General features: G+C 64.8%; 24 protein-coding genes. 8 read left to right on the top strand and 16 right to left on the bottom strand.

The window, feature by feature from the left end:
* The 4 genes from BMI89_RS10320 to BMI89_RS10305 form a co-directional block, all read right to left on the bottom strand.
* Complete coding sequence (locus tag BMI89_RS10320) at positions 1-1,215, bottom strand: carbohydrate ABC transporter permease (protein ID WP_078570866.1); 1,215 nt, start codon at positions 1,213-1,215, stop codon at positions 1-3.
* A complete protein-coding gene (locus BMI89_RS10315) occupies positions 1,212-2,447 on the bottom strand; it encodes a sugar ABC transporter permease (RefSeq protein ID WP_078570865.1) in 1,236 nt (411 codons plus the stop codon). Before BMI89_RS10315 ends, BMI89_RS10320 begins: the two co-directional genes overlap by 4 nt.
* An 81-nt stretch (positions 2,448-2,528) precedes the next feature.
* On the bottom strand, positions 2,529-3,890 hold the full coding sequence (locus tag BMI89_RS10310; RefSeq protein ID WP_078570864.1) for an extracellular solute-binding protein: 1,362 nt from the start codon (positions 3,888-3,890) through the stop codon (positions 2,529-2,531).
* Between the two features lie 30 nt (positions 3,891-3,920).
* Entirely contained in the window at positions 3,921-4,946 is a 1,026-nt protein-coding gene (locus BMI89_RS10305) for a LacI family DNA-binding transcriptional regulator (RefSeq protein ID WP_168176791.1), read from the bottom strand.
* Between the two features lie 569 nt (positions 4,947-5,515).
* On the opposite strand from BMI89_RS10305, the gene BMI89_RS10300 reads away from it, so the two are divergent.
* Positions 5,516-6,595, top strand: a complete 1,080-nt coding sequence (locus BMI89_RS10300) for a type III polyketide synthase (RefSeq protein WP_078570862.1) — start codon at positions 5,516-5,518, stop codon at positions 6,593-6,595.
* Positions 6,595-7,092: an isoprenylcysteine carboxylmethyltransferase family protein gene (locus BMI89_RS10295; RefSeq protein WP_078570861.1), complete on the top strand. Its 498-nt coding sequence runs from the start codon at positions 6,595-6,597 to the stop codon at positions 7,090-7,092. Before BMI89_RS10300 ends, BMI89_RS10295 begins: the two co-directional genes overlap by 1 nt.
* Before the next feature lie 59 nt (positions 7,093-7,151).
* Here BMI89_RS10295 and BMI89_RS10290 read toward each other — a convergent pair whose 3' ends face one another.
* The 10 genes from BMI89_RS10290 to pcaD are packed head-to-tail and all read right to left on the bottom strand — an operon-like array spanning position 7,152 to position 15,905.
* Positions 7,152-8,507 carry a TRAP transporter large permease subunit gene (locus BMI89_RS10290; protein ID WP_078521001.1) on the bottom strand — a complete coding sequence of 452 codons (1,356 nt, stop codon included), beginning with the start codon at positions 8,505-8,507 and terminating at the stop codon, positions 7,152-7,154.
* Positions 8,507-8,989: a TRAP transporter small permease subunit gene (locus BMI89_RS10285; protein ID WP_078521002.1), complete on the bottom strand. Its 483-nt coding sequence runs from the start codon at positions 8,987-8,989 to the stop codon at positions 8,507-8,509. The genes BMI89_RS10290 and BMI89_RS10285 overlap by 1 nt, the downstream gene beginning before the upstream one ends.
* A gap of 20 nt (positions 8,990-9,009) precedes the next feature.
* Positions 9,010-10,059 (bottom strand): TRAP transporter substrate-binding protein, encoded by a 1,050-nt coding sequence (locus BMI89_RS10280; protein WP_078570860.1) that lies wholly within the window; start codon positions 10,057-10,059, stop codon positions 9,010-9,012.
* 47 nt (positions 10,060-10,106) lie between these two features.
* Complete coding sequence (gene pobA / locus BMI89_RS10275) at positions 10,107-11,276, bottom strand: 4-hydroxybenzoate 3-monooxygenase (RefSeq protein WP_078570859.1); 1,170 nt, start codon at positions 11,274-11,276, stop codon at positions 10,107-10,109.
* On the bottom strand, positions 11,273-12,592 hold the full coding sequence (locus BMI89_RS10270; protein WP_168176790.1) for a lyase family protein: 1,320 nt from the start codon (positions 12,590-12,592) through the stop codon (positions 11,273-11,275). Before BMI89_RS10270 ends, pobA begins: the two co-directional genes overlap by 4 nt.
* The gene (locus BMI89_RS10265; RefSeq protein WP_078571074.1) at positions 12,589-13,431 is read right to left on the bottom strand and encodes a 3-keto-5-aminohexanoate cleavage protein; all 843 of its coding nucleotides are present in this window, start codon (positions 13,429-13,431) and stop codon (positions 12,589-12,591) included. Before BMI89_RS10265 ends, BMI89_RS10270 begins: the two co-directional genes overlap by 4 nt.
* 3 nt (positions 13,432-13,434) lie before the next feature.
* Entirely contained in the window at positions 13,435-14,034 is a 600-nt protein-coding gene (pcaG, locus tag BMI89_RS10260) for a protocatechuate 3,4-dioxygenase subunit alpha (RefSeq protein ID WP_143593882.1), read from the bottom strand.
* On the bottom strand, positions 14,034-14,756 hold the full coding sequence (pcaH, locus tag BMI89_RS10255; protein WP_078570857.1) for a protocatechuate 3,4-dioxygenase subunit beta: 723 nt from the start codon (positions 14,754-14,756) through the stop codon (positions 14,034-14,036). Before pcaH ends, pcaG begins: the two co-directional genes overlap by 1 nt.
* Positions 14,753-15,103 (bottom strand): 4-carboxymuconolactone decarboxylase, encoded by a 351-nt coding sequence (gene pcaC, locus BMI89_RS10250; protein ID WP_098411280.1) that lies wholly within the window; start codon positions 15,101-15,103, stop codon positions 14,753-14,755. Before pcaC ends, pcaH begins: the two co-directional genes overlap by 4 nt.
* 16 nt (positions 15,104-15,119) lie before the next feature.
* Complete coding sequence (gene pcaD / locus BMI89_RS10245; protein WP_078570856.1) at positions 15,120-15,905, bottom strand: 3-oxoadipate enol-lactonase; 786 nt, start codon at positions 15,903-15,905, stop codon at positions 15,120-15,122.
* Between the two features lie 76 nt (positions 15,906-15,981).
* Between pcaD and BMI89_RS10240 the strand changes: the two genes are divergently transcribed.
* Positions 15,982-16,902 carry a LysR substrate-binding domain-containing protein gene (locus BMI89_RS10240; protein WP_078570855.1) on the top strand — a complete coding sequence of 307 codons (921 nt, stop codon included), beginning with the start codon at positions 15,982-15,984 and terminating at the stop codon, positions 16,900-16,902.
* A gap of 47 nt (positions 16,903-16,949) precedes the next feature.
* Here the strand turns inward: BMI89_RS10240 and BMI89_RS10235 are convergent, their stop codons facing one another.
* The gene (locus BMI89_RS10235; RefSeq protein WP_078570854.1) at positions 16,950-17,879 is read right to left on the bottom strand and encodes a hypothetical protein; all 930 of its coding nucleotides are present in this window, start codon (positions 17,877-17,879) and stop codon (positions 16,950-16,952) included.
* A 331-nt stretch (positions 17,880-18,210) separates the two neighbouring features.
* Here BMI89_RS10235 and BMI89_RS10230 point away from each other — a divergent pair, with 331 nt between their 5' ends.
* Together BMI89_RS10230 and BMI89_RS10225 are read left to right on the top strand one after the other, a co-directional pair.
* The gene (locus tag BMI89_RS10230) at positions 18,211-19,056 is read left to right on the top strand and encodes a hypothetical protein (protein ID WP_078570853.1); all 846 of its coding nucleotides are present in this window, start codon (positions 18,211-18,213) and stop codon (positions 19,054-19,056) included.
* Positions 19,057-19,309: 253 nt separating this feature from the next.
* Positions 19,310-19,540, top strand: coding sequence for a hypothetical protein (locus BMI89_RS10225; protein WP_348638853.1), 231 nt, complete (start codon positions 19,310-19,312; stop codon positions 19,538-19,540).
* A 150-nt stretch (positions 19,541-19,690) separates the two neighbouring features.
* On the opposite strand, the gene BMI89_RS10220 is transcribed toward BMI89_RS10225, so the two are convergent.
* Entirely contained in the window at positions 19,691-20,587 is an 897-nt protein-coding gene (locus BMI89_RS10220) for a LysR family transcriptional regulator (RefSeq protein ID WP_078570852.1), read from the bottom strand.
* A 144-nt stretch (positions 20,588-20,731) separates the two neighbouring features.
* Between BMI89_RS10220 and BMI89_RS10215 the strand changes: the two genes are divergently transcribed.
* From BMI89_RS10215 to BMI89_RS10205, 3 genes are read left to right on the top strand one after another with little or no spacing between them, the layout of a single operon-like run.
* Positions 20,732-21,961, top strand: a complete 1,230-nt coding sequence (locus BMI89_RS10215) for an aromatic ring-hydroxylating dioxygenase subunit alpha (RefSeq protein ID WP_078549847.1) — start codon at positions 20,732-20,734, stop codon at positions 21,959-21,961.
* A gap of 4 nt (positions 21,962-21,965) precedes the next feature.
* Positions 21,966-23,036: a hybrid-cluster NAD(P)-dependent oxidoreductase gene (locus BMI89_RS10210; protein ID WP_078570851.1), complete on the top strand. Its 1,071-nt coding sequence runs from the start codon at positions 21,966-21,968 to the stop codon at positions 23,034-23,036.
* Between the two features lie 39 nt (positions 23,037-23,075).
* Positions 23,076-25,112 (top strand): NADH:flavin oxidoreductase, encoded by a 2,037-nt coding sequence (locus BMI89_RS10205; RefSeq protein WP_078570850.1) that lies wholly within the window; start codon positions 23,076-23,078, stop codon positions 25,110-25,112.
* The last annotated feature ends 243 nt before the right edge of the window (positions 25,113-25,355 follow it).

The following is a 25,355-nucleotide window of genomic DNA, read 5'->3' as shown; positions in this document are numbered from 1 at the left end:
TTATCCTTTCACCGCGCCGGCCGTCAGGCCGCGGGTCATGAAACGTTCGAGCCCGAGGAACAGCGCCATGATCGGCACCGTCGCGATGACGGCGCCCGCCATCAGGTGCTGGCGCGGAATCTCGGAAGAGTTGAGCGAGGCAATGCCCCGCGTGAGGGTGAATTTGCTGGGATCGTCGAGGAGCATGAAGGCGAGCAGGAACTCGTTCCATGCGATCATGAAGACATAGAGCCCGACCGAAGCCATCGCGGGCAACGCCAGCGGCAACGTGATCTTCCAGATCACCTTGAGCCGCGAGAGCCCGTCCATCAGGCCCGCCTCCTCGACCTCGACGGGGAGGCCACGGAAATAGCCCTGCAGCATGTAAAGCGCGACCGGGATCGTGGTGACCGGGTAGATCATGACGATCCCGAGGATCGAATTGCGCAGACCGACCATCGAGTAGGCGATGTAGATCGGCAGCGCGAGCACGATCATCGGCACCATGTAGATCAGCAGAATGCCGCGCGAGAACACTTTCTGCCCGCGGAAGCGCAGCCGCGCGACCGCATAGGCGCCGGGCACCGAAAACAGCAGCGTCAGCAGCACGGTCAGCACTGAGACATAGAAACTCGTCCAGAGGTAGCGCCCGAAATGGAACCGCGTCATCAACTCGTAATAGCTGTCGAACAGGTGCCAGCCCCGGCTCAGGTCGATCGAGAAATCGAGCGGATTGAGCATCAGCTGCTGCTGCGACTTCATCGAGGTCATGACCATCACGTAGAACGGGATGACCACGATCGCGGTGAAGAAGATGTAACCGAAGCCGGTGAGGAAGCGGATGACCGCATCCTCGAACTGGTGGCGCGTGAGCGCACCGAACCGCAGCTCGCGCAGGATCGAGTTGAGCGGGATCGAGACCGCTCCCGCCAGCACCACGCTGAGTGCGACGCGCCAGACAAAGTTGAAGCTGTCGTCGAATTGCAGCGCGCCGAGGCCCACCGCCATCAGCGCCAGCGCCACGATCACCGCCACCGCATCCGCGACCCAGCGATTGGCGATGCGCACGCGGGCAAACCCGGTCGCAAGGCCGAGGATCAGCGACCCGATCAGAGCGGGCTTGGCCGCAGCGCCGGTCGCAAAGGAGATCGCAACCCCCAGCGTGACCGACATGACCAGCGCCCAGAGCGCCCCGATGATCGGCCCGGTGAGATAGCCTTTATGCAGGATTTTCATAGCCCTTCCTCCCGGCTCATGGTGCGGAAGAACAGACCAGAGAAGACCAGAAGGCAGGCGAAGATCACCACGGCAACCGCGGCACCCGCACCGATATTCGACACCGCGAAAGCCTGTTCGTAGACATTGACCGTCAGGACCCGCGTGCCGGCATTACCGCCGGTGAGCAGGAAGATGTCGTCGAACTTGTTGAAGGTCCAGATGAAGCGCAGCAGGAACAGGACCGACAGGATCCCCAGCAGCTGCGGCATCGAGAGATACCAGAATTTCTGGAACGGAGAGGCCCCGTCCATATCCGCCGCCTCATACATATCCGTGTCGATGCTCTGCATCCGCGCGAGGATGAAGAGGAACGAGAGCGGGAAATAGCGCCAGATCTCGAACACCGTCACCATGATGAGTGCGAGCGGCTTGGCCCCGAAGAAGTTGATCGCGCCTTCGCTCACGCCCATCTGCACCAGCAGCGCGTTGGCGGAGCCCGAATAGGGATCGAACAGCGTGATCCATGTGAAGGCTACCGCGATCACCGGGGCCACATAAGGAAAGAGGTAAAGCCCGCGCAGGATGCCCTGCCCGCGGAAGCTCTTGTTGAGCAGCAGCGCCGCGAACAGCCCCACGACCAGCGCGCCCAGCGTCCCGAAGACCGTGTAGAACAGCGTGATGCCCAGAACGCTCCAGAACTCGCTGCCCGAAAAGAGCTGGCGGAAGTTGTCGAGCGTGAAGGTGGAATTCGTCAGAACGTTCGAGACGTGACCGGTCGCTTTGACCTCGGCGTCACGCATCGCGCGCTCTGCCTCGCGGGTGTCCCCCGTCACCTGCGCATCGACGCGGAAACGTTCGTTCGCGCCGGCCTCAAGCGTGCCGAAATCGCAAGACAGGTCCTGCCCGTCCATCGCGCAGCCCTGCGGCAGATCGCCGGTCAGCGCAACGCCCTCGGGCAGGGTCACGTTCAGCGCCGCCTTGGTCATCTCCTGCTCGCGCGAGGGGTTGATGACGCGCAGCTCCAGAAGTGCCTGATCGCCGCGTTCGCGCAGCGCGACCCGCGTGCGGATCTCGGCGGGACGCAGATCGCCCAGCGTCACCGGCTTGAAGGAGATCCAGAAGATCGCCAGCAGCGGCACGATCACGACAAGCGCCACGATCGCGATGGTCGGGAACAGCAGGCCCCAGGCCAGACGCGCCTCGCGACGAGCAAGCGCGCCGCGCCCCTTGGGCGGCGATATGTCAGTCATGACAGTCTCCAATCCATGCAGTCAGAGCGGGCTTTTGTCCCGGGGCAAGGCGCAACCGCCCTGCCCCGGCCAAAGGTCGGATCAGTTGATCTTGCCCAGCTCGTCGTTCATCTTCGCGACCGCATCCTCGGCCGAGATGTTGCCGTCGATGAAGTCGCGCACAACCCGGTTGATGACCTGGCTGTTGAGCATCTTCGAGGCCAGCGCGAGCTGCCCGTCCTTCACGCCCCAGCGCTGTGCGGTGTCGAGACCCTTGGTGATCTCGTCGACCACGGCCGGCGCGTAGAGATCCTTGAGCGGCGCCTTGCGATCCACGCCCACCGGCAGGGTCGCCCAGAGCTTGGTGAACTTCTCCGGATCCGCATCGGTGCCGCGACGGGTCGGGAACTTGCCCTCCGGCGCGATCGACAGCGTCTGCTCGTAGCCGTCATTCATCGAGTAATCGACGAATTGCTCGGCCGCTTCGGTGTCGGCATCGGCGGTGATGGTGAAGTAACGCAGGTCCGCCCAGCTCGCACCGTCGGGGTTCGACGGGCCCGCGAGGTTGGTCACGACGCCGGTATCCTTCGACAGCTCGGTCGAGGTCGGATCGTCGTTGATCATCGGCGGGGCGCTGTCACGCAGACCGGCCAGCTCGTCGAGGATGAAGGGCGACCACATGATCATCGCCGCCTTGCCCGCGAAATACAGTTCGCGCGACTGCTTCCAGTAGTTCTCGCCGGGCGGGGAGGCGTCGGCCAGCTTCTTGTAGAAGTTCAGCACCTCGACCGTCTTCTTCTCGTCGAGCGGCTTGAAGCCGTCCGGCCCCACCGGCGAGACGCCGTTGGCGAGGAAGATCTGTTCGAGGATCTGGCTCATGTAGTTTTCGTCGACCTTGGTCGCGGCAACGAAACCATACATGCTCGGCGGATTGTTGAGCTTGTCGAGCGCGGCTTCGATCGACTTGAAATCGGTCGGCGGCGCGAGGCCCGCCTTGTCGAACAGATCCTTGCGATAAAGGATCATCTGGGTCCAGCCATCGACCGGCACGGCGGCGTAATCGCCATCCGTCTCGACCATTTTCAGCGCACCGGGCGCGAAGGTCGCCGGATCGAGCTTGGCGACCACATCGGTGCTCGCCAGCGTGTCGACGATGCCCGCATCGGTCCAGGGCAGCACGTTTTGCAGCGGCGTGTAGATCACGTCGGGCAGATCACCCGCCGCGAAAGCCGCGGTGGCGCGCTGGTTCAGGTCGCTTTCCGTCACCGGGATCACGTCGACGGTGATGCCGGTCTTGGCCTTGAAGTCGTCGGCCATCTGCTGCTGCTTGGCCAGACGCTCAGGCTGTTCCTCGGTGGTCCAGAACTTGATCGTCTCGGCCTGCACCGCGACGGCGCCCGCCATCAGCGCCAGCACGGTCGAGCCCATCAGCATCGCCGTTTTATGTCCTCGAATTAGCTTCATTTACTTTCCTCCCGGTAGATTGCGTTTCTCTTATGGGTCGACGGGTGGCCCGTCGGAGCCTCCCGGTTCCAGTTGCGCCGCCACCAATTCCGTCAGCTCTCCGGGCGGCGCACCGCGGAGCTGCGCGATCAGCAGTGACGCGAGACGCGCGCCCGCGTGCTGGCTGTCGACTGCGAATGTCGTGAGGGGCGGATCGACCATCCGGCCCTCGGGAATACCGTCATAGGAGATGATCGACAGGTCGCGCCCGATCGTCAGCCCCCGCTCGCGCGCCACGTCATAGGCCCCGAGCGCAGTCGCGTCGGTGGAATAGACGATCGCGGTCGGCGGATCGGGCAGATCGAGCAGATCGCGCGCGGCCTGCGCCCCTTCCGAACGGTCGGAAATCTCCATCACCTCGAGCGCGGAATCGAAAGGCAGACCGGCCTCTTCCAACCCGTCGCGGTAGCCGTCTCGGCGCAGCAGCGCGAAATTGTAGCTTGCGTGCGACCCGGCGAAGGCGATGCGGCGATGACCGAACCCCGCCAGCCGCGCGACCGCGGCACGCATCGCGCCCTCGCCATCCACGTCGTACCACGACAGACCCGGATCGGGCTGGCCGTGGCCGGTGCGGCCGAACAGCACGAAGGGCACGTGTTTTGCCTGCAGGAACTTCACCCGCGGGTCCACGACCTGCGTCCGCGGCAGGATGAAGCCGTCGACCTTGTGCTCCTGCAAGAGCCGCGTGACCGTATCCTCCATCTCCTCGCGCGAATTCGACGAGGCGATCGTCAGCGTCCAGCCTTCCAGCGAGGCCTCCTGCGTGATCCCGCCAAGGAAATCCGTGAGGAACGGCCCGTAGCGGTCCGGCGCGTCGAGTTCGAGCACCAGACCCAGCGCCCGCACCCGCCCCGTGCGCACGGCCTGCGCATAGGGCATCGGCGCATAGCCCATCTCGGCGGCGACGCGCGCCACGCGCTCGCGGGTCTCGGGAGAAATATCGGAATAATTGTTGAGCGCCCGCGACACGGTGCTCTTGGTCAGGCCCAGCGCCTGCGCAAGATCAGAAATCCGCACCCGGCGCGGCGCCGGTTCGGACGGTTTCTTATCTGTGTCGCGAATCTCCTCCATGGCGAGAGACTAGGTTAACGAAACCGATTTCGTAAAGCCGAAACCGGTTTCGAAACACGAATTCGGCCTCAAGTCGCCGTGTGCTGCACCGCGGCAATGTGGCTATGGGCGCCCCGTGCTTAGCCCCGAGAGTTTTTGGAAAACCCCGCGGAATCAGGTCATTAAAGGACGACTTTGACACAACGGCAGACCGTGCGTTGGCCGACCTCTTTCGCGGCACCGGTAGTCCGCCAGCGCCCGGCCCGGGAAAACATCGCCCCATTGCGATCACAGCTTGGTGTTGAAGACAGAACCGCCACGCGCGTCTATCGGAGAAAATCCCCTATTCACATGCTGTTACGCGCGCCTGTTAAACGACCCGGCTTCGCCGCCCGGCGCCAGCTCACTTTCCTGGCGGCTGAACCAAAAGCCCATCTCGTCCGTTGACTTGCAGGGCAATCCAAACGCGCCCCCGAGTTTTTCAAAAGTTTCCTCAAGGACTGACCAGCATCAGCCTTCAGCGGAAAGGAATTGCCATGTCAGTTTATCTCCACGGCCTCTCGACTGCGCTGCCGCCGCATTGTCTCGCGCAGTCCGAGGTGCGTAAGCGCGCCGAGATCATCTTCGGCGAGACCTACCCGCAATTCGAGCGGCTATCGAAGACCTTCGACACGGCCGGGATCGATCGGCGCTATTCGGTCGTGCCGATCGATTGGTTCTCGGAGCCGCACGGCTGGGCGGATCGCAACGCGGCTTTCATGGAGGGTGCGAAGGCGCTGTTCGTCGACGCGGCGCAGGCGGCCCTCGACACCGCAGGCTGGCAGGGCTCGGAGGTCGATTGCGTGGTCACGGTCTGCTCGACCGGGCTCGCGACGCCCTCGCTCGAGGCGCAGGTGCTGGGCGAGATGGGCTTTCGCGACGACATCATGCGCGTGCCGATCTTCGGTCTGGGCTGCGCGGGCGGCGTCTCGGGGCTGTCGACGGCGCAATCCATCGCGGCGGGGCGTCCGGGGGCGAAGGTTCTGCTCGTCGTGGTCGAGACCTGCTCGCTGTCCTTCCGCGCGGACCGGATGCAGAAGGCCGATATCGTGGCGGCCGTGCTGTTTGCGGACGGCGCGGCTGCGGCCTGTATCAGCACCGAAGCGCCCGGCGCGGGTCAGGTAATCTCGCTTGGCCAAGGCCATCAGAAGACATGGCCCGACACGCTCGACATCATGGGCTGGGACGTGGACGAGATCGGCTTCGGCGTGATCTTCGACCGCTCGATCCCGGGCTTCGTCACGTCCGAGTTCGCGGAGGCAGCCGATGGCGCGCTCAAGGCAGCGAACCTTAACCATGACGAGATCGACCGCTATGTCTGCCACCCCGGCGGCGCGAAGGTCGTGGAGGCGATCGAAGGCGCGCTGCATCTTGAACAGGGCGTTCTGGATGCCGAACGCGCGGTGCTGCGCGAGGCGGGCAACATGTCCGCACCGACGATGCTGTTCGTGATGCGGGCGGTGTTGGACGCGGGCAAGACCGGGCAGATGATGGGCTGCGCACTCGGCCCCGGCTTCACCGCTTCCTTCCTGCCCTTCCATGTCGGCCCGGCCCAAAGCGAGAGGGAGGCCGCCTGATGGTCCTCCCGAGCCTCCTGTTCCTCGCTTTCATCGTCGTGCAACGGCTGAGCGAGCTGGTCATCGCCAAGCGCAACACCGCCCGGCTTCTGGCGCGCGGGGCCCATGAGGTCGGCGCGTCGCATTACCCGGTGATGGTTGCGATGCACAGCGCGTGGATCCTCTGCCTGATCGTCTTCGGGCTCGGCCAGCCGGTCCACCTCGGTTGGCTCGCGATCTTCGCGGTCCTGCAGGTTCTGCGCGTCTGGATCCTCACCAGCCTCGGCGGACGTTGGACGACGCGGGTGATCATCCTCGACGAGCCATTGGTCGCGCGCGGCCCGTTCAAATACGTCTCGCATCCCAATTACATGCTGGTCGTGGCCGAGATCTTCGTGGCCCCGATGGTGCTGGGCCTGCTCTGGGTAGCCGTGCTGTTCACCGTTCTGAACGCGGCGATGCTCTGGGTGCGGATTGGGGTCGAACACAAGGCCCTCGCCCCGATGCGCGCGGGCTGAATATGAAACGGGGGGCGATTGCGCCCCCCGTTTTGTCTCATCCGCTTGTCTGAGGTGTCTCAGCCGCCCAGCACCCGCGGCAGCCACAGCGTCAGCGCCGGGAAGCCCAGCAGAAGCGCGACGCGCACCAGCTCGGACAGGAAGAACGGGAAGACGCCCCGGAAGGTGGTGCCCATCGGCACGTTCTTCGCCAGCGCCGAGATCACGAAGACATTCATCCCCACAGGCGGCGTGATCAGCCCTAGCTCCACCACGACGAGGGCGAGAATGCCGAACCAGACCTTCAGCTCGTCGGTCGAGAGGCCGAAGCCAGAGCCGTCCGCCATCTGGTAGAGCCCGCCATTGATCTCGACCAGCACCGGCCAGAAGAAGGGCAGCACCAGCAGGATCATCGACATCGAGTCCATCAGGCAGCCCAGCACGATCAGCGCGATCAGCAGGATTGCCATCACCATCATTGGCGGCAGGCCCGAATTCACCGCCATATCGGCAGCCGCCTGCGGCACCCCTGCCCGCGACATGAAGATCTTCAGCAGCTCGGCCCCCAGCAGGATCAGGTAGATCATGCCCGTGGTGCCCGCCGTCTCGAGGATGGACGAGCGCATCGCCTCGCGCGACATCAGCCCGCGGAAGAGCCCGTAGACGAAGACCGCGAAGACGCCGATCGCAGCGGCGGGCGTCGGGTTGTAGAAGCCCGCATAGATGCCACCGATCACCACGCCGAAGATGCCCAGCACCGGCAGCACGCCGCGCGTGGCCGCCCAGAACTCCGCCTTGTCCGACACGCCCTGCGCGGGGCCCGCGCTCGGCACGAGGCGGACATAGATTGCGATGGTCATCAGGAACAGCACGACGGCGATCAGACCGGGGATCAGCGCAGCCATGAACATGGTGACGATATTGGCCTCCACGATCACCGCGTAGATCACGAGGATCACCGAGGGCGGGATCAGGATGCCCAGAACGCCGCCTGCCGCGACCGAACCGGTCGCCAGCGCAGGCGAGTAGTTGTAGCGCTCCAGCTCCGGCAGGGCGACCTTGCCCATCGTCGAGGCGGTGGCGAGCGAAGACCCGCAGACCGCGCCGAAGCCCGCACAGGCGGCGATCGAGGCCATCGCGGTGCCGCCGCGCATCCAGCCGAACCACGCGTTGGCGGCGCGGAACATATCGCGCGACAGGCCCGTCTTGGTGGCCAGCGCCCCCATCAGGACGAACATCGGCACGACGGAGAGGTCATAGATCGAGAATTGGCCGTAAGCGAGCGTCTTGAGCTGGCTCAGTAGGATCGCCGGACCGTTGATGATCGCGGTGCCGCCAGCGCCCACGACGATCATGGCATAGGCGATGGGCACACGCATCACGATGAGCCCCACGAGAATGGCGAGGCCCAGCAGGCCGAGAGTAATCGGGTCCATCAGGCACGCCCCGTCCAGTTGTCCCGCAGGCTCAGCGCTGCGGCGATGAAAAGTAGCGCCAGCGAAGCAAGCGCGGGAAGGTAGGCCCACCAGACCGGGATCTGCAGGATCGTGGTGGCGAGCGAATAGGATTTCTGGTCGAGCATCCCGAAATACATCCGCCACAGCAGAAGCGCCGCGAAGCCCAGCGCCAGCACCGAGCCGATGGCCGAGAAGCGGCGCTGCACGGCGGCGCTCAGTTTCGAGGTGAAGATGTCCGCCGTCACGTTCTGATCGGCGAGTTGGCAGTAAGGCAGGAACATGAAGGCCGCGATGGCGACCCCCATCTCCGTCAGCTCGAAGTCTCCCGCGAAGGGCAGCCCGATAAAGCCGCCCACCACGGTCCAGACGTTTACGGCGACGATCGCTGCAAGCACCCCGCCTCCCGCGAGGGCCCAGGCATAGATCGCCTTGCGCAAGAAAGTCTCGGTTGCAGAATGCATGATCGTCGCCGCTCCGTTGGTTACTGGCTCGCCAGGTTCTTTTCTTCTTCAGCGGTCAGCTCGCGGGCTTCTTTCACCAGCGCCGGACCGTCGATGCCTTGGCCTTTCACCTCGTCTTCCCAACGGGTGACGACCGGCTGCATCGCATCCTTGAAGGCTTGGGTCTCATCGGCCGAGAGCGTGATCAGCTCGTTGCCATCCGCTTCGGCGGCCTTGATCCCGTTATTGTCGCTGGTGCGCCAGATATCACCGACCTGCTTCAGCCACTCCTCGTCGGAGGCCTTGCGGAACGCGGCTTTGACGTCGTCAGGCAGGCTGTCCCATTTCGCCTTGTTCATCGACACCTGGAAGATCGAGGTGCCCAGGCGCCAATGGTCCTGACCTTCGATCTGGTACTGGGTCTGCTGCTGCAGCTTCAGCGCGGGGATGATTTCCCACGGGATCAGCGCGCCGTCCACGACCTTCTTCGACAGCGCCTGCGGCAGTTCCGGCACCGGCATCGCGACCGGCTGCGCGTTCAGCGCCTCGATCACCCAGGCCCCCGTGCGCGACGGCGTGCGCAGCTTCATGCCCTTCACGTCGGCGGGGCTGTGAACCGGGGTATCCACGGTGTGGATGCCGTTACCCGCATGGGCATGCAGGAACATCACTTCGAGGCCCTTGTCCTCGTATTCCTGCTTCAGTTCCTTATCGAACATGTCGCGCATCGCGAGGTTGGTCGCGGCCGGGTCGTTGTTGAAGACGGTCGGCAGTTCGAACACTTCGGTGCGCGGGAAGAGACCCGGCGTGTAGCCGTTGAGCGTCCAGATCAGATCGACCACGCCGTCACGCGCCTGCTGCACCAGCTCGGGCGGGCGGCCGCCCAGCGTCATCGCCGGGTAGATGTCAATCTTGACCTTGCCGTTCGAAAGCTCTTCAACGCGCTTGGCCCAGGGCTCCAGCATCTGCGTCTGCACCGGCGCTTTGGCGCCAAGGAAATGGTGCAGCTTGAGGGTGATCTCCTGTGCGAAGCTCCCGCTTGCCCAAAGCATGGCCGCGGCGCTCAGCCCCAGCAGTTTCGTAAATTTCATCGTTATTTCCTCCCTTTATGCCCCGCGCGCGGGGGCGGTTCGGCCTGTCAGTAAGGCAGGCCCACGTAGTTTTCGGCAAAGCTCTTGCGTGCGGTCTCCGACATCTGGAGATACTCGAACTCCGCGCGCTGCATCCGGCGCTCGAACGCACCCGTTTCCGGGAAATCGTGCAGCATCGAGGTCATCCACCACGAGAAACGCTCGCATTTCCAGACCCGCGACAGCGCCGTCTCGGAATAGGCGTCGAGCCCTACGGACGTGCCGTGGTTGTAGAACCGATCGAAGGCGCGGTGCAAATAGTAGACGTCGGACGCCGCGAGGTTCAGACCCTTCGCGCCGGTCGGCGGCACGATATGGGCGCTGTCGCCCGCAAGGAACAGACGCCCGTGGCGCATCGGCTCGGAGACGAAGCTGCGCAGCGGCGCGATCGACATCTCCAGCGGCTCGCCGGTGACCAGCGTCTCGGCCACATCGGCCGGGATGCGGGTGCGCAGCTCGTCCCAGAACCGCTCGGCGGGCCAGTCTTCCAGCTTCTCGCTCAGCGACACCTGCACGTAATAGCGGCTCAGCGTGGGCGAGCGCATCGAACACAGCGCAAAGCCCCGATCATGGGCCGCGTAGATCAGCTCGGGCGCAGCGGGCGGCGTCTCGGACAGAAGGCCGAGCCAGCCAAACGGATAGGCGCGCTCGAATTCCTGACGATGGCTTTCCGGGATCGCCTTGCGCGAGGGCCCGTGGAACCCGTCGCAGCCCGCGACGAAATCGGCGGTCAGGGTCTTCGCCTCGCCCTCATGGGTGAAATGCACGGTGACGCCGTCGCCTTCGATCCCCTCGATTGCGGTCACCTCGGCCTCGTGCAGCACCGTACCGCCGCGCTCGTCACGCGCCTTGTACAGGTCCTGCGTCACCTCGGTCTGGCCATAGACCATCACGCCGCGGCCCGTCAGGTCCTTGATGTCGATATTGAGCCGCTCGTCATGCCACGAGATCTCGACCCCGTCATGGATTTCGCCCTGACGGTCCATCCGCGCGCCCACTTCGGCGGCGCGCAGCAGATCGACCGTGCCCTGTTCGAGCACCCCGGCCCGGATCCGCGACAGAACATAGTCGCGCGAGCGCCGTTCCAGCACGACGCTCTCGATCCCATGCAGGTCGAGCAATTGCGACAGCAGCAGCCCGGCCGGGCCTCCACCGATGATAGCGACTTGGGTCTTCATGCGTCTCCTCCGCAAAGGTCATTGCAGCGCTGCGCAAAAGCGCGCGCCTGCGCCGGGGCCTGCCCTGCCGCGAGAAGCGGATCGGTCAGGGTGTCCCCGTCGAGTTCGGGATGGGCGGCCAGCAATGCCGCCACCGGATCGGGTGCGGCCATCGCCTCTTGCACCGCTGTCTTCGCCGCGTTGCGCGGCAGCGTCTTGGCCAGCGTGAAAATCGCGCGCTCTGCATAGGGACCGAAGCCCGCCGCCTCGAGATTGGCGCGCATTCGGGGGCCGTCGGCCTCGAGCCCTTGCAGCATCTCTCCGGCGAGGCGCAGCGACGCGCCACAGGCCACGAGGATCGGGCGCAGGCTCATCCATTCCAGCGCCCAGGCGGCACCGTCGCGGAACTGACCGTGCAGCGCGGATTCGAACAGGCTCCCTTGCAGATGCGCGGCGTGACGCGCCAGCGCCACCAGCGCCTCGGCGGCCACGGGGTTCGACTTATGCGGCATGGTGGACGAGCCCCCGCCCGCGATCCGAACCTCGTTGATCCCCGACTGCGCGAGCGTCACGACATCGGTGCCGATCTTGCCCAGCGAACCGGTCAGCAGCACCGCCTGCGCCCCGGTCGCGGCCATCGCGTCACGGCGGCTGTGCCAGGGCTGATCCTCGGCCTGCAGGCCCAGCGCCGCGGCCATGCGGTTGCGCACCGGCTGCGCCCTGTCGCCCAGCGCCGCATCGGTACCGACCGCGCCATGCAGAGAGACCCGGCCCGCACCTTGCATCACGGCCATCCGGGCCGTCGCATCGATCAGCGGCTGCCCCCACGAGGCCACCAGCGCGCCGAAGGTCACCGGCAGGCCGATCTGGCTGCGGGTGCGTCCAGCCATCACCGTCTCCGCCTCACGCCCGGCCAGCGCGCCGGTCACGCGGATCACACGCCGCAGCCGCGCCGCGATCACGGCGAGCGCCTGCGTCATCAGAAGCGCCGTAGCGCTGTCGATAATGTCCTGCGAGGTCGCCCCCCAATGGAGCGCCAGCCCCGCCTCTTCCGACAGCTTGCCGCGCAAATCGCCCAGCAGCGCCGGAACCGGCACGCCATCGCGCGCGGCTCCTGCGGCCAGCGCGGCGGGATCGGGCTGGTATCCATGCAGCTTTTCCGCAATCTCGGCAGCGGCAGCCTCGGACACGACATCTTCGGCGGCGCAAGCCTCGGCCAATGCCACCTCGACACGCACCATTGCAGCCAGCAGCGCAGCATCGCCAAGCATCGCACCCAGTTCCGGATCGCCGTAGAGACCGGACCAGAGCGGGCTGTCGAGGGGCGACAGGCTCATGCGGCCCCCTTCATCGGCAGCGCGAGGATCTCGCGCGCCTGCTGCCATGTGGCAACCGGACGGCCCGCCTTTTCGCACAGATCGACCGTGCGCTGGACCAGCGCCGCATTCGACGGCGCGAGCGTGTCCCGATCAAGCCGGATGTTGTCCTCCAGCCCGGTGCGGCAATGCCCGCCGGTCTCGATGCACCACTGGTTGATCACCACCTGCCCCGGCCCGACGCCCGCCGCGCACCATGTCGCCTCGGGCAGAACGCGCGCACGGGTCTCGCGCATGAAATCAAAGGCCGCGCGGTCGACCGGCATCGCGTTCTTCACGCCCATCACGAATTGCACATGGACATTCGCGGGCAGCCGCCCGTCGCCGACCAGTTTCGCGGCCTGAAAGATGTGGCTGAGGTCGAAACATTCGATCTCGGGGCGCACGTCGTAGGTCTTCATCTCGGAAGCCAGCCAATCGACCAGATCCGGCGGGTTCTCATAGACCCGCGTCGGGAAGTTGTTCGACCCGACCGAGAGCGAGGCCATGTCGGGCCGCAAGGGCAGCATCCCGCCGCGCGTCTTGCCCGCGCCGGAGCGCCCGCCGGTGGAGAGCTGCACGATCATGCCGGGGCAATGCTGGTGCAGCCCCTCCATCAGCCGCGCGAAGCGGTCGGGGTCGGAACTCGGCGAGCCGTCCTCGTTGCGCACATGGCAATGCGCGATGGTCGCGCCCGCCTCGAACGCAGCCTGCGTCGACTCGATCTGCTCTGAGATCGTGATCGGCACGGCGGGGTTGTCGGATTGCTGCGGCACGGAGCCGGTGATCGCGACACAGATGATGCAAGGGTCCTGGGTCATGGCTCAGATATCGAAGAAGACGGTTTCGCCTGCGCCCTGCAGACGGATTTCGAAGCGGTATTCGCCCGGGCCGGTCGCTTCAGCGACCATCGTGGCGATCCGGTCGCGATGCTCGATCCGCGCCAGAAGCGGGTCGCCCGACAGGTCGTCCTCGGGGAAATACATCCGGGTATGGAGCCCGTGATTGATCCCGCGCGCGAAGATCCAGAAGGAGATATGCGGCGGCGTCTTGCGGTCGCCCGAAAGCGCAATCGCGCCGGGCTTGATCGTCTCGAAGGTGATCTCGCCGGTGGTGAAATCGGCGGGAATACGGCCGAAACCGGAGACAGCCGGGTCGGCCCCCTCCTGCCCCGGATAGATACCGGCGGCGTCAGCCTGCCAGGTCTCGACGAGACAGTCGCGCAGCGGCAGATCGCCCCCGTCGACGACGCGGCAGGTGATCTTGATCCGGTCGCCTTTCGCCTCCTCCCCGGCAATCTCGCGGCCCAGCGTCTCGAAGGGCACAGCCTCGATGCCGCAGGCTTCGGGGGCGAGACCGATATGGACGTAAGGCCCTGCCGTTTGCGAAGGCGTCAGGATCGGCTTGTCGAATTTCTGCACCATCACAATCCCTCCGGGCGGTTTTCGAAATGGGTCTGGCGGTGGCCGCGCAGCACGATGTCGAAGCGATAGGCAATCGCGTCCATCGGTTTCGTCTCGCCCATGTCGAGCGCCGCCACGAGCCGGTCGAGCGCGGCCTTGTCGGGGATCGTCTGTGCGATCGGGCAGCGCGCGATCAGCGGGTCGCCCTCGAAATACATCTGAGAGATCAGGCGCTGGCCGAAGCTGTGGCCGAAGATCGAGAAGTGGATATGCGCGGGACGCCATTCGTTCGGACCATTGGGCCACGGGTAAGCGCCGGGCTTCACGGTGCGGAACGCGTAGGAGCCGTCTTCGCCTGTGATCGTGCGCCCGCAGCCGCCGAAATCGGGATCGAGCGCCGCCAGATAGCCGTCTTTCTTGTGGCGGTAGCGCCCGCCCGCATTGGCCTGCCAGATCTCGATCAGCGCGTTCGGGATCGGCCGGTTGTTCTCGTCCAGAAGCCGACCGTGCACGATGATCCGCTCGCCGATGGCACTCGTGCCGGGGCGGGCATAGTTCAGCAGCAGGTCGTTATCGAGCGCGCCGAGCTTCATATGGCCGAAGGTCGGGCCCGTCTCCTCGCTGGGCGAGCTGTCGAAGGCGATCAGCGCGCGCTGCGGGCTGCGCAGCACCGAGGTCTTGTAGGCTGGCGTGAAGAGAGGCGGATGGATACCGGCCTCGCGGGGGATCAAACGACCGGTCATTGGCCCATCTCCTTCAGCGTTTCCTTGATGATCTTGATCGCGTGATTGGCGCGGGGCACGCCCGCGTAGACCGCGACATGCAGCATCGCTTCGCGCAGGTCCTCGGGGGAGGCGCCCGTGTTGGCGGTGGCGCGGGTATGCATCGCGATTTCCTCGTGATTGCCCTGCGCGGCCAGAAGCGCGATCGTCACGATGGAGCGTTCGCGCGGCGTCAGGTCGGGCCGCGACCAGACCGAGCCCCAGGCGCCTTCGGTGATGAATTCCTGAAACGGCGCGTCGAACTCGGTCTTGCCCGCATCGGCGCGGTCGACATGGGCGTCGCCCAAGACGCGACGGCGCGTTTCCATCCCTGCTTCATATCGCTCAGACACGCTCATGCTCCTTCAGAAATTCAGTGATGAGGCGCGCCACCTGCTCGGGCGCCTCGATTGCGGGAATATGCCCCGCGCCTTCAATCAATTCGGCCCGCGCGCCCGGAATGGCGGCGGCCATCTCCATGACCTGCTCCGGCGGGGTCGCGCCGTCATGGCTGCCCGCGATCACCAGCGTCGGGGCGGAAATCTCGGGCAGCGCGTCGCGCAGATCGGCCCCGGCGAGCGCCGCGCAGCAATTCGCATAGCCCTTGGCGTCGGTGCGCGCGACCTCCGTCACCCAAAGCGCGCAATCGGGATGGGCGCGGAAGGTGGGGCCGAACCAACGCTCGATCACGCCTTGCGCCATCGCGGGCAGGCCTTGGCTTTCCAGGGTGGCGATCCGCTCGGCCCAGCTTTCTTCGGTGCCGATCTTCGCGGCGGTGTTGCTGAGCACCAGCGCACGCACGCGTTCTGGGGCGATCCGCGCGATCTCCTGCGCGATCATGCCGCCGATCGAACAGCCGACGAAAACCGCCCGCTCGATGCCAAGATGATCGGCCACCGCCAATGCATCGCGCGCCAGATCGGTGATCGTGGGGGCAGCGTCAGAGGTCGCGCTGAGTCCGTGGCCGCGCTTGTCCATGCGCACCAGACGATAGCCGGAGAGCGGGGCGACAAGCCCATCCCACATCCGCAGATCGGTGCCCAGCGAGTTCAGACATATAACCGGAACGCCCTGTGCCACACCGTCTTCGCGGTAATGGATATGGCCCCAGTCGCAAATAAGTGCGTGCATCCTCTTCCTCCCACCATAATCTTTTCTGAAGTTTTCGCTTGAGCCAAATATAAAATGCACGTTAATCCATAACCCCATGGCTATGCATAAAGGTCTCAAGCTGCGGCACATCCGCGCCTTTCTCGACACGATCGAGGCGGGCGGCGTGTCGGCTGCGGCACGCAAACAGGGGATTTCACAGCCTGCCTTGTCGAAAACCCTCTCCGAGATGGAGGCGATGCTGGGCGGCGCGCTTCTGGAGCGACGCGGGCGGCGGCTGACCGTGACGCCCGCGGGCGAGGCGTTTCGCCGCCATGCGATACAGGCGCTGCAGGAACTGGAGGCAGGCGCCGCTGCACTGAGCGGCGACGGGATCGGCGACGTGATCAATGTGGGCGCGCTGCCGACCGTGGCGGGCTCGATCTTTCCGGGCGTCGCGCTCGACTTCAGCCGCGCCCATCCGGGCACGCGGCTCTCGATCAGCACCGGGCCGAACCTGTATCTGCTCGACCGGATCCGCTCGGGTGCGCTGGATCTGATGATCGGGCGGATGCCGGCGGCGGGCGACATGCCGGGGCTGCGCTTCGATTTCCTCTATGAGGAAGAAGTCATTCTGGCCGCCCGCGCAGGCCATCCCTTCGTGAACAGCCCCGCCCCCGAAGCGCTGCGCCAATGCGACGTGATCCTGCCGACGCGCGGCGCGATCATCCGGCGCATCGTCGACGATTATCTGGGCGCGCAGGGCATCACCGAGCCGCGCTGCCCGATCGAGACCGTGTCGCTCGCGACGGGGCTCGGGCTTCTGGAGGGGTCGGATATGCTGTGGTTCATCTCGCGCGGCGTGGTGGCGCGCGAACTGGCCTCGGGGCTTCTGGTGAGCCTGCCGCTGGGCGCGCAGTTCATGTCGGGCGCGGTCGGGCTGACGATGAAGCACGAGATGACCGAGCGCCCCGAGGTCGCCCGGCTGACCGCGATGATGCATGAGGCCGCCCGGCTGCGCGAGGCGACGTCCGCCTGAGGCGCGGGCAAGCCGCCCTGCCCCGGCGTATTACACCTCAAAAGGCGTTATGATCCGGGCGAGGTCGCCGCAGCGCGCGCCTGTCTTTGCGCCTGCCTGCGCGCCTTGAAGGCCGCGACCAGACGCGGGATGCGATGTTCCTTGCCACGGCTGGCGAGATGGTCCTCCATCACCTTGCGGTAAAGGTAGATGTCCTTGCGACCGCGGGTCGACCGATAATACCAATCCTCACTCAGTTCGCCCGCAACCGCGCGCGCAATGACCGCCTTCAGAAGCTCCATCCGGCGCAGCACCAGCGCCGTCTTGTGCCCCTGCCCGAACGCCTTGAGCAGCGTGACGTTATCGCGCGGCAGACGCTCGACTTGTTGCATATCCTCTTGCAAGAAAGGATCGCAGATCACCCAGACCTTGGCCGCAGCACCGCTATGTTCAGCCGCATCCGAGCGCGGCAGCGACCAGTCCTGATCGCGCCCACGGGCAAAGCGCCGCTCCCACGGGACCAGATCGCGCGCGAGCGTCGTCTGCGGACTGAAGGCCACCACCTCGCAGCCCGGCGCCAGATCGGCGAAGGCCAGCGCGCCGAAGCCGCCCATCGAGGTGCCCGTCATCACGACCCGCGCGTATCCTTCGAAAAAGCCCTGATCGCGCAAAGCATCCATCCGGGCAATCAGCCGCGCGTCGCGAAACCATGTCGGGCCCTGCGCGACCACGCCCAGATGGCTCCAGCCATTGTCGCGGATGAATTTCTCGGCCCAGGGCCGGATGTCATAGCCGGGATAGCCCGCATCCGAGAGGTTGTCGAACGTCACGACCAACGTGCCCGGATCGCGCGCGACATGGATCAGCGCATGAGCCCCGAGCTTTTCATAGAAGCCGTCGCGGGGACCGGCGGGAAAAATCTCGCGATACCAATCGGGCAGCTTCTCCTCGAGCCCGGTTTCGCCCCCTGCGGCGTCGTCTTCGAAATCATCGGCCATCGAGATCGCTTTTTCCTGCTCGGGATCGATTGAGGTCTGACATTTTTTCTTGCGCCGATCAATTACATACGGATGGTTTGGTGCTATCGTTTCGGCGAGGGCGAGATAAGAAAAACCAGAGAGATCGGGCACATTTATGGCAACAGCGAAGCGGAGCGCAGAACGTGGCCTGAGCCGCAGGATGCGGAGTGGGTCGACCCCGTCATATTGTGAACGAGATTTCGTGCATTCTCGCGCCCATTGGACGCCCGACGTCTCCACCGAACTTACCGGATACCGCCCCCACGCCGCCTGACCGCCGCGATAGACCTTTCCAAACAGGAGCCTACCCTTGTCCCAACTGCCGACGATCGCGACCCTGTGGATCGGAGACCGCCTGTCCTGGCTCGAACAGCTGAGCCTGAAATCCTTCGTCGACGCGGGCCATGATACGCTGCTCTATTGCTACAACCTGATCCCGAACGCCCCGCCCGGCGTGACCCTGCGCGACGCGCGCGAGATTTTCCCGGGCGACGAGATCATCCGCCACAAGCGCACCGGCAGCCCTGCGATCCATGCCGATCTGTGGCGCCTGCATCTGATGGAGAAGACCGATTACATCTGGGTCGATGCCGATGTGCTCTGCGTGAAGCCCTTCGATTTCAAAGATGATTACGTGTTCGGGCTGGAGAAGCCGCACCTGATCTGCAACGCGGTGATGCGCTTGCCTGCAGAGTCGCAGACGCTGCGCGGGCTGCTGGATTTCGTGGCCGACCCCTACGCAATCGGGCCATGGCTGAAGGAAGAGCAGCAAGAGGAACTGCGCGCGGCCCGCGACCGCGGCGAACCGGTGCATTTCTCGGAACAGGAATGGGGGCTGACCGGCCCTGCCGCGTTGAGCCACTTCCTGCGCGAGACCGGCGAATGGGACCATGCGCTCTCGCAACAGGCCTTCTATCCGATCCCCTTCAAGAACCGGAACAAGATGATCATGTCGCGCTTCGACGTGGAGACGGATTTCCTGACCGACGACACCTATGCGGTGCATATGTGGGCACGCCGGATGAAGCCCCGTCTGGAAGAGGCAGAGAACAACCGCCCGCGGCGCGGCAGCTACATGCACAAGGCGTTGCAGAAACACGGGATCGACCCGTCCGAGGCCCCGATCCCGCCCAAGGTGAAACCCGTCGACGCCTGAGGCGGCGGGGTCTCCGGCAGTCGACGCGGGGTGCGAAAGCGCAGTCCCTGCCCGCGCCCAGCCTTGACCTCGACGTTCCGCTGACCCATCTTTTTTGCTCAGATGCAGGTCACAATGAACGCCCGAGTGCTCGAACCTGCATCCAGATGATGTTAGCCTGCTGTTTCATTGACCCGGCTTGCAGCCACAGACAATCCGCCTTTGCTGTTCAGCCCGGAGGAGGTCCGCCATCAGCGCTCAGATACTTGCTGCAGTGATACTTTTGCCCTTCCTGTTCGTCGCTCTCTACGCGGGCATTCACGAGTTTCTCCGGTTCAGATCGGAGGGACGGGCGAATTACGGTCTGATCTTCGATGAGGAAACCGGAACCTCCTACGTGACCGGCATCGCGGAAGAAGAGGACGCGTTCGACCCTGACGACTTCGATCCCAACGACTACAACGATCCCGAAGTCGCCGGGGAAACGGATGAGAGCAAAACCTGAGAATTGCGGCCTCTGAGCCTTCTTTGTCGGCGCGACCGCTCACGGGCGGTGCCCCCCCCGGCCCTAAACCTTCACGCTTGAGCGCTTAGGAACGTGGCGCGTGCCTGTGCGATGCGTTCGAAGCGAGCGAACCCTCGCGATTATCTCTGGTCAGCCATCTACCTTCGTGACGCTCTGCGCGACCAGCCAGTCGCGGAATTTCTTCGCCTTTGCGGACGCGCGGCGGTGAACCTTGATGTAGAAGCACTGTGGCGACACGACGCTTTCTGACCCGAGCGCGACGAGCTCTCCGGCCTCGATCAGGTGGCCGACCAGGCCGTCCCAGCCAAGCAGAGCGCCGACGCCTTCCCTCGCCATCTGCAGCCCGATCATGTAGTTATTGACGGTGATCCGTTTGCCGGTCGGCTGCGGAGCGCCGAGCTCGGACAGCCAATCGGGCCATTCGGTCCAACGATGGCGCTCACGCGTGATGTGGATCAGCGGGACGCGGTGCAAGTCATGCGCGGAGGTGATGGCATAGCGCGCAGCAAAAGCCTCCGAGCCCACCGCGCAGATACGGTCCTGAAAAAGCTGCGTGCAGCTTTCGTCCCCCTCGGGAAACTCGCCGTAATGCAAGCTGAGATCGACGGTCGCCTCTAAATCCACCGCGTCGCTCACGATTTGCGAGACGTTGATATCCGAATGGTTCAGCCAGAATTCCGTCAGTTTGGGAGTGAGCCACAAAGAGCTGACCGCGGTCGAGGCCAGCACCATCACGTCGTCCTCCGCGACGGGCCCGCGCATATCCCTCACCACGTCGGATATCGCTTCAAAACTGCGCTGCACGGCGTTGAACAGATAGGCCCCGGCCTCGGTCAATTCGACGCCGCGATGCTGGCGGCGGAACAGCTGCTGACCGAGCTCCGTCTCGAGCGCCCGAATCTGATGGCTGACGGCCGTCGGGGTCACGTTCAGCTCTGACGCCGCCGCCTTGAAGCTTAATTTTCGGGCAGCAGCCTCGAAACAATTCAGTGAGCTAAGCGAGGGAAGATCATAGGGGCGCTGCATGATGTCGGTTTCGAACCATTCCGTGTCGAAATATGTCTTAGGTGAGCTGAACTCACCCGGGATGAATATTTATGACGTTGAGAGGCACGAAAAAGCAAATTTGAAATGAGGTGAAATCACGCTTGGATAGGAAAGGCCGCGCCCGTGACACCTTCTCTTGCCGATCTGCTCGCACATCGCAAACCCGGATATTCGCTCGACCGGGCTTTCTATACCGACCCGGGCATCTTCGAGGAGGATCTCGAGCATATCTACTACCGCGAGTGGCTTTATGCGATTCCGGCCTGCCAGCTGGTCAAGACCGGCGACTATGCGCGGCTGAAGATCGGGGCTTATGACGTCATTCTGGTCAAGGGCAGCGACGGCGAGATCCGGGGCTTTCACAACACCTGCCGCCACCGCGGCTCGATCCTGTGCAAGGCGTCCGCGGGCCGCGTCGCCAAGCTCGTCTGCCCCTATCACCAATGGACCTACGATCTCGATGGCAGCCTGCTCTGGGCGCGCGAGATGGGGCCGGAGTTCGACCCGAAAGAGCATCGCCTCCATGCCGTTCAGACCCGCGATCTCTGCGGCCTGATCTATATCTGTCTGGCCGATGACGCCCCGGATTTCGAGGCCTTCGCCGCGATGGCGCGCCCCTATCTGGAGGTCCACGACCTGCACCGGGGCAAGGTCGCCTTCACCTCGTCGATCATCGAGGAAGGCAACTGGAAGCTGGTCTGGGAGAACAACCGCGAATGCTATCACTGCTCGAGCAACCACCCCGAGCTGTGCAACTCCTTCCCGCTGGATCCGGAAGTCGCGGGCGTCTCCGCCGATGGTTCGATCTCCGCCCGGCTTCAGGGGCATTTCGACCGCTGCGAGGCATCCGGCGCGCCGGCGCAATTCCGACTGGGTGGCGACGGCCAATACCGTCTGGCGCGGATGCCGCTGCAAGACAATGCCGTCAGCTACACGATGGACGGTCAGGCGGCGGTGCGGCGTCCGCTCGGGCGCGTCGCCCTGCCCGATGCCGGCTCGCTGCTGAAATTCCACTACCCGTCGACCTGGAACCACTTCCTGCCCGACATCACGCTGACCTTCCGGGTCATGCCGATCAGCCCCACGCAAACCGAGGTGACGACCTGCTGGATCGTGGATCGCGATGCGGTCGAAGGCGTGGATTACGATCTGGATCGCCTCACCGAAGTCTGGATCGCCACCAACGATCAGGACCGCGAGATCGTCGAGGACAACCAGCGCGGCATCAATTCTCCGGCCTACACGCCGGGCCCCTACAGCCCGGATTGGGAGTCCGGCGTGATCCAGTTCGTCGACTGGTATGCCGACACCATGACCCGCGCGCTTGCCCCGCGCAGCGTCGCGGCGGAGTAGGCTCATGGCTGCAACTGCTCAACCGCTCCTTCAGTTCTGGACCGATGACGAACCGCTGGAATGCGTCAACTTCCTGCCCGAGGCCCCGAATACGGCGAGCTTCACCTTTCGCCCGCCCTCGGGGGCGCTGTTCCACTTCAACGCCGGGCAGTTCGTGACGCTGGAATTGCCGGTGGCGGGCGGCCCGCTGCACCGGACTTTCACGATCTCCTCCTCGCCGTCGCGCCCCACCTCGCTCACCGTCACGGTCAAGGCGCAGCCGGACTCGCTTGGCACGCGCTGGATGCTCGACAATCTGCGCCCCGGCATGCGGATCAAGGCCTTGGGACCAGCAGGGATGTTCTCGAACGTCGTTCATCCGGCGTCGAAATACCTGTTCATCTCGGCCGGCTCCGGCATCACCCCGATGATGTCGATGACGACGCAACTCTATGACGCGGGCAGCGACCCGGACATCGTCTTCATCAACTGCGCGCGTCGTCCGTCGGAGATCATTTTCCGCGAGCGGCTGGAGCATATGGCCTCGCGCTTGCCGGGGATCGCGCTGACCTGGGTGGTCGAGGAACAGGATCGCTACGCGCCCTGGACCGGGATCAAGGGGCAGCTGAACCAGCTCATCCTCGGTCTCGCAGCCCCCGATTATCTCGAGCGCGAGGTGTTCTGCTGCGGCCCCGAGCCTTTCATGCGCGCGGTGCGCGAGGCGCTGACCGGTCTGGGGTTCGACATGGACCACTACCATCAGGAGAGCTTCAACGCCCCGATCGCCGATCGCCCCGTCGAGCCCGAAGACGACGTGACCCCCGACGAGGATGCCGCCGTCGAGGTCACCTTCGCCAAATCCGGCAAGACCGCGAAGATCAAGGAGACCGAAACCCTGCTCGCCGCCGCAAGGGCCGCGGGCGTGCCGCTGCCGTCGGGCTGCACCTTCGGGGTCTGCGGGACCTGCAAGGTCAAGACCAAGGGCGGTCAGGTCCACATGGTCCACAACGGCGGCATCACCGATGACGAGATCGAGGAAGGCTACGTTCTCGCCTGCTGCTCGAACCCGATCGGCGACGTCTCGATCGACGCCTGACGCCCCTACCCTCAAGACCCGACCTCAAGGAGTCCGCCCATGTCCAGTGATCCGCTTCTGCAGCCCTATCAGCTCAAGCATCTGACGCTGAAGAACCGCCTGATGATCACGAGCCACGAGCCAGCCTACCCCGAGGACGGGATGCCCAAGGATCGCTACCGCGCCTATCATGTCGAGCGGGCGCGCGCGGGCGTGGCGCTGACGATGACGGCGGGCTCCGCCTCCGTCGCCCGCGACAGCCCGCCGGTCTTCAACAACATCCTCGCGTGGAAAGACGAGGTCGTCGGTTGGATGAAAGAGCTGACGGATGCCTGCCACGAGCACGACTGCGCCGTGATGATCCAGCTGACCCATCTCGGGCGCCGCACCCGCTGGGACAAGGCCGACTGGCTTCCGGTCGTCTCGTCGAGCCATGAGCGCGAGGCCTCGCACAAGGCCTTCCCGAAGAAGGCCGAGGATTGGGACATCGCGCGCATCATCGAGGACTATGCCGACGCCGCAGAACGCATGAAAGCGGCAGGGCTCGACGGGATCGAACTGCAAGCCTATGGCCACCTGATGGATCAGTTCTGGTCGCCTCTGACCAACGATCTGGACGGCCCCTATGGTGGCAGCTTGGAGAACCGTCTGCGCTTCACTTTCGACACGCTCAAGGCGATCCGCGCGCGGGTGGGCGAGGAATTCATCGTGGGCGTGCGGTACACCGGCGACGAGGGCCTGCCCGGCGGCATCACCCGCGAAGAGGGGCTGGAAATCTCGCAGCGGCTGAAAGACAGCGGCATGGTCGATTTCCTCAACGTGGTGAAGGGACATATCGACACAGATGCGGGCCTGACCGACGTGATCCCGGTGCAAGGCATGCGCAGCGCGCCTCATCTCGATTTCGCCGGAGAGATCCGCGCCGCCACCAAGTTCCCGACCTTCCACGCCGCCAAGATTCAGGATGTCGCCACCGCGCGCCATGCCGTTGCGGAGGGCAAGCTCGACATGGTCGGCATGACCCGCGCCCATATGGCCGACCCGCATATCGTCGCCAAGATCATGCGCGGCGAGGAAGAGCGTATCCGCCCCTGCGTCGGCGCTAATTACTGCCTCGACCGGATTTATCAGGGTGGCATGGCGCTGTGCCTGCACAACCCCTCGACCGGGCGCGAATTGGAAGTCCCACATGAGATCGCCAAGGCCGATGCGCCGCGCCGCGTGGTCATCGTCGGCGCCGGTCCGGCCGGGCTCGAGGCCGCCCGTGTCGCCGCGGAGCGCGGCCATGAGGTCATCGTGCATGAGGCCGCCAACGATCCCGGCGGACAGGTGCGACTGACCGCGCAATCCAAGCGCCGTCACGAGATGATCCAGCTGATCCAGTGGCGGTTCGCGGAGTGCGAGCGCCTCAGCGTGAGTTTCCGGTTCAACAGCTATGCCGACGAGGACACGATCCGCGCTGAACAGCCCGATGTCGTGGTGATCGCGACCGGCGGCCTGCCGCATACCGAGGTGTTGGATGCAGGCGACGATCTCGTCGTCTCATCTTGGGACATCCTTTCGGGAGACGCCCGCCCCGGCAGCAACGTGCTGATCTATGACGACGCTGGCGACTACGCCGCCCTGCAGGCCGCCGAAACCCTCGCTGCCAGCGGCGCCAAGGTCGAGATCATGACGCGCGACCGGAATTTCTCCTCCGAGGTCATGGCGATGTCCCTGACCCCGTCCTTGCGCGAATTGCAGGCCCGCGACGTCACCTTCACCGTGCTTTGGAAACTGACGGGCGTCGCGAAGGACGGAAATGGCTTGGTCGCGCGTGTCGGCAGCGATTATGGCGCCTTCACCCGCGAGCGGCAGGTCGATCAGGTCGTCGTCAATCACGGCACCCGCCCGCTCGACGAAATCTATTTCGATCTGTGCGAAGACGCGACCAATCAGGGCGAAGTCGATTACGAAGCCCTGATCGCCGGCCAGCCGCAGAGGGTCACGCGAAACCCGAGCGGCGCCTTTCAGCTCTTCCGCATCGGCGACGCCGTCGCCGCGCGCAACACCCACGCGGCAATCTACGATGCCCTGCGGCTGATGCGTACGGTCTGATCGTGGAACAGGGCGAGCGGTGCGCTCCAGTCTCCCACGGCACGGGAGCCTGGGGCATACTGCGCTAGCTGTGGTCAGCGCAGGGGCGAGGTCTGCAAAAAGGCCATCTCAAACGCAAAAAAGCCCTGCGAACTACAGGGCTAAAGCATTGTTTTATCTGCATATGTTTGGTTGCGGGAGTAGGATTTGAACCTACGACCTTCAGGTTATGAGCCTGACGAGCTACCGGGCTGCTCCATCCCG

The organism is Thioclava sp. F36-7, from assembly GCF_002020075.1.
GTDB lineage: Bacteria > Pseudomonadota > Alphaproteobacteria > Rhodobacterales > Rhodobacteraceae > Thioclava > Thioclava sediminum.
This window is presented reverse-complemented; position numbering and strand designations above follow the sequence as displayed.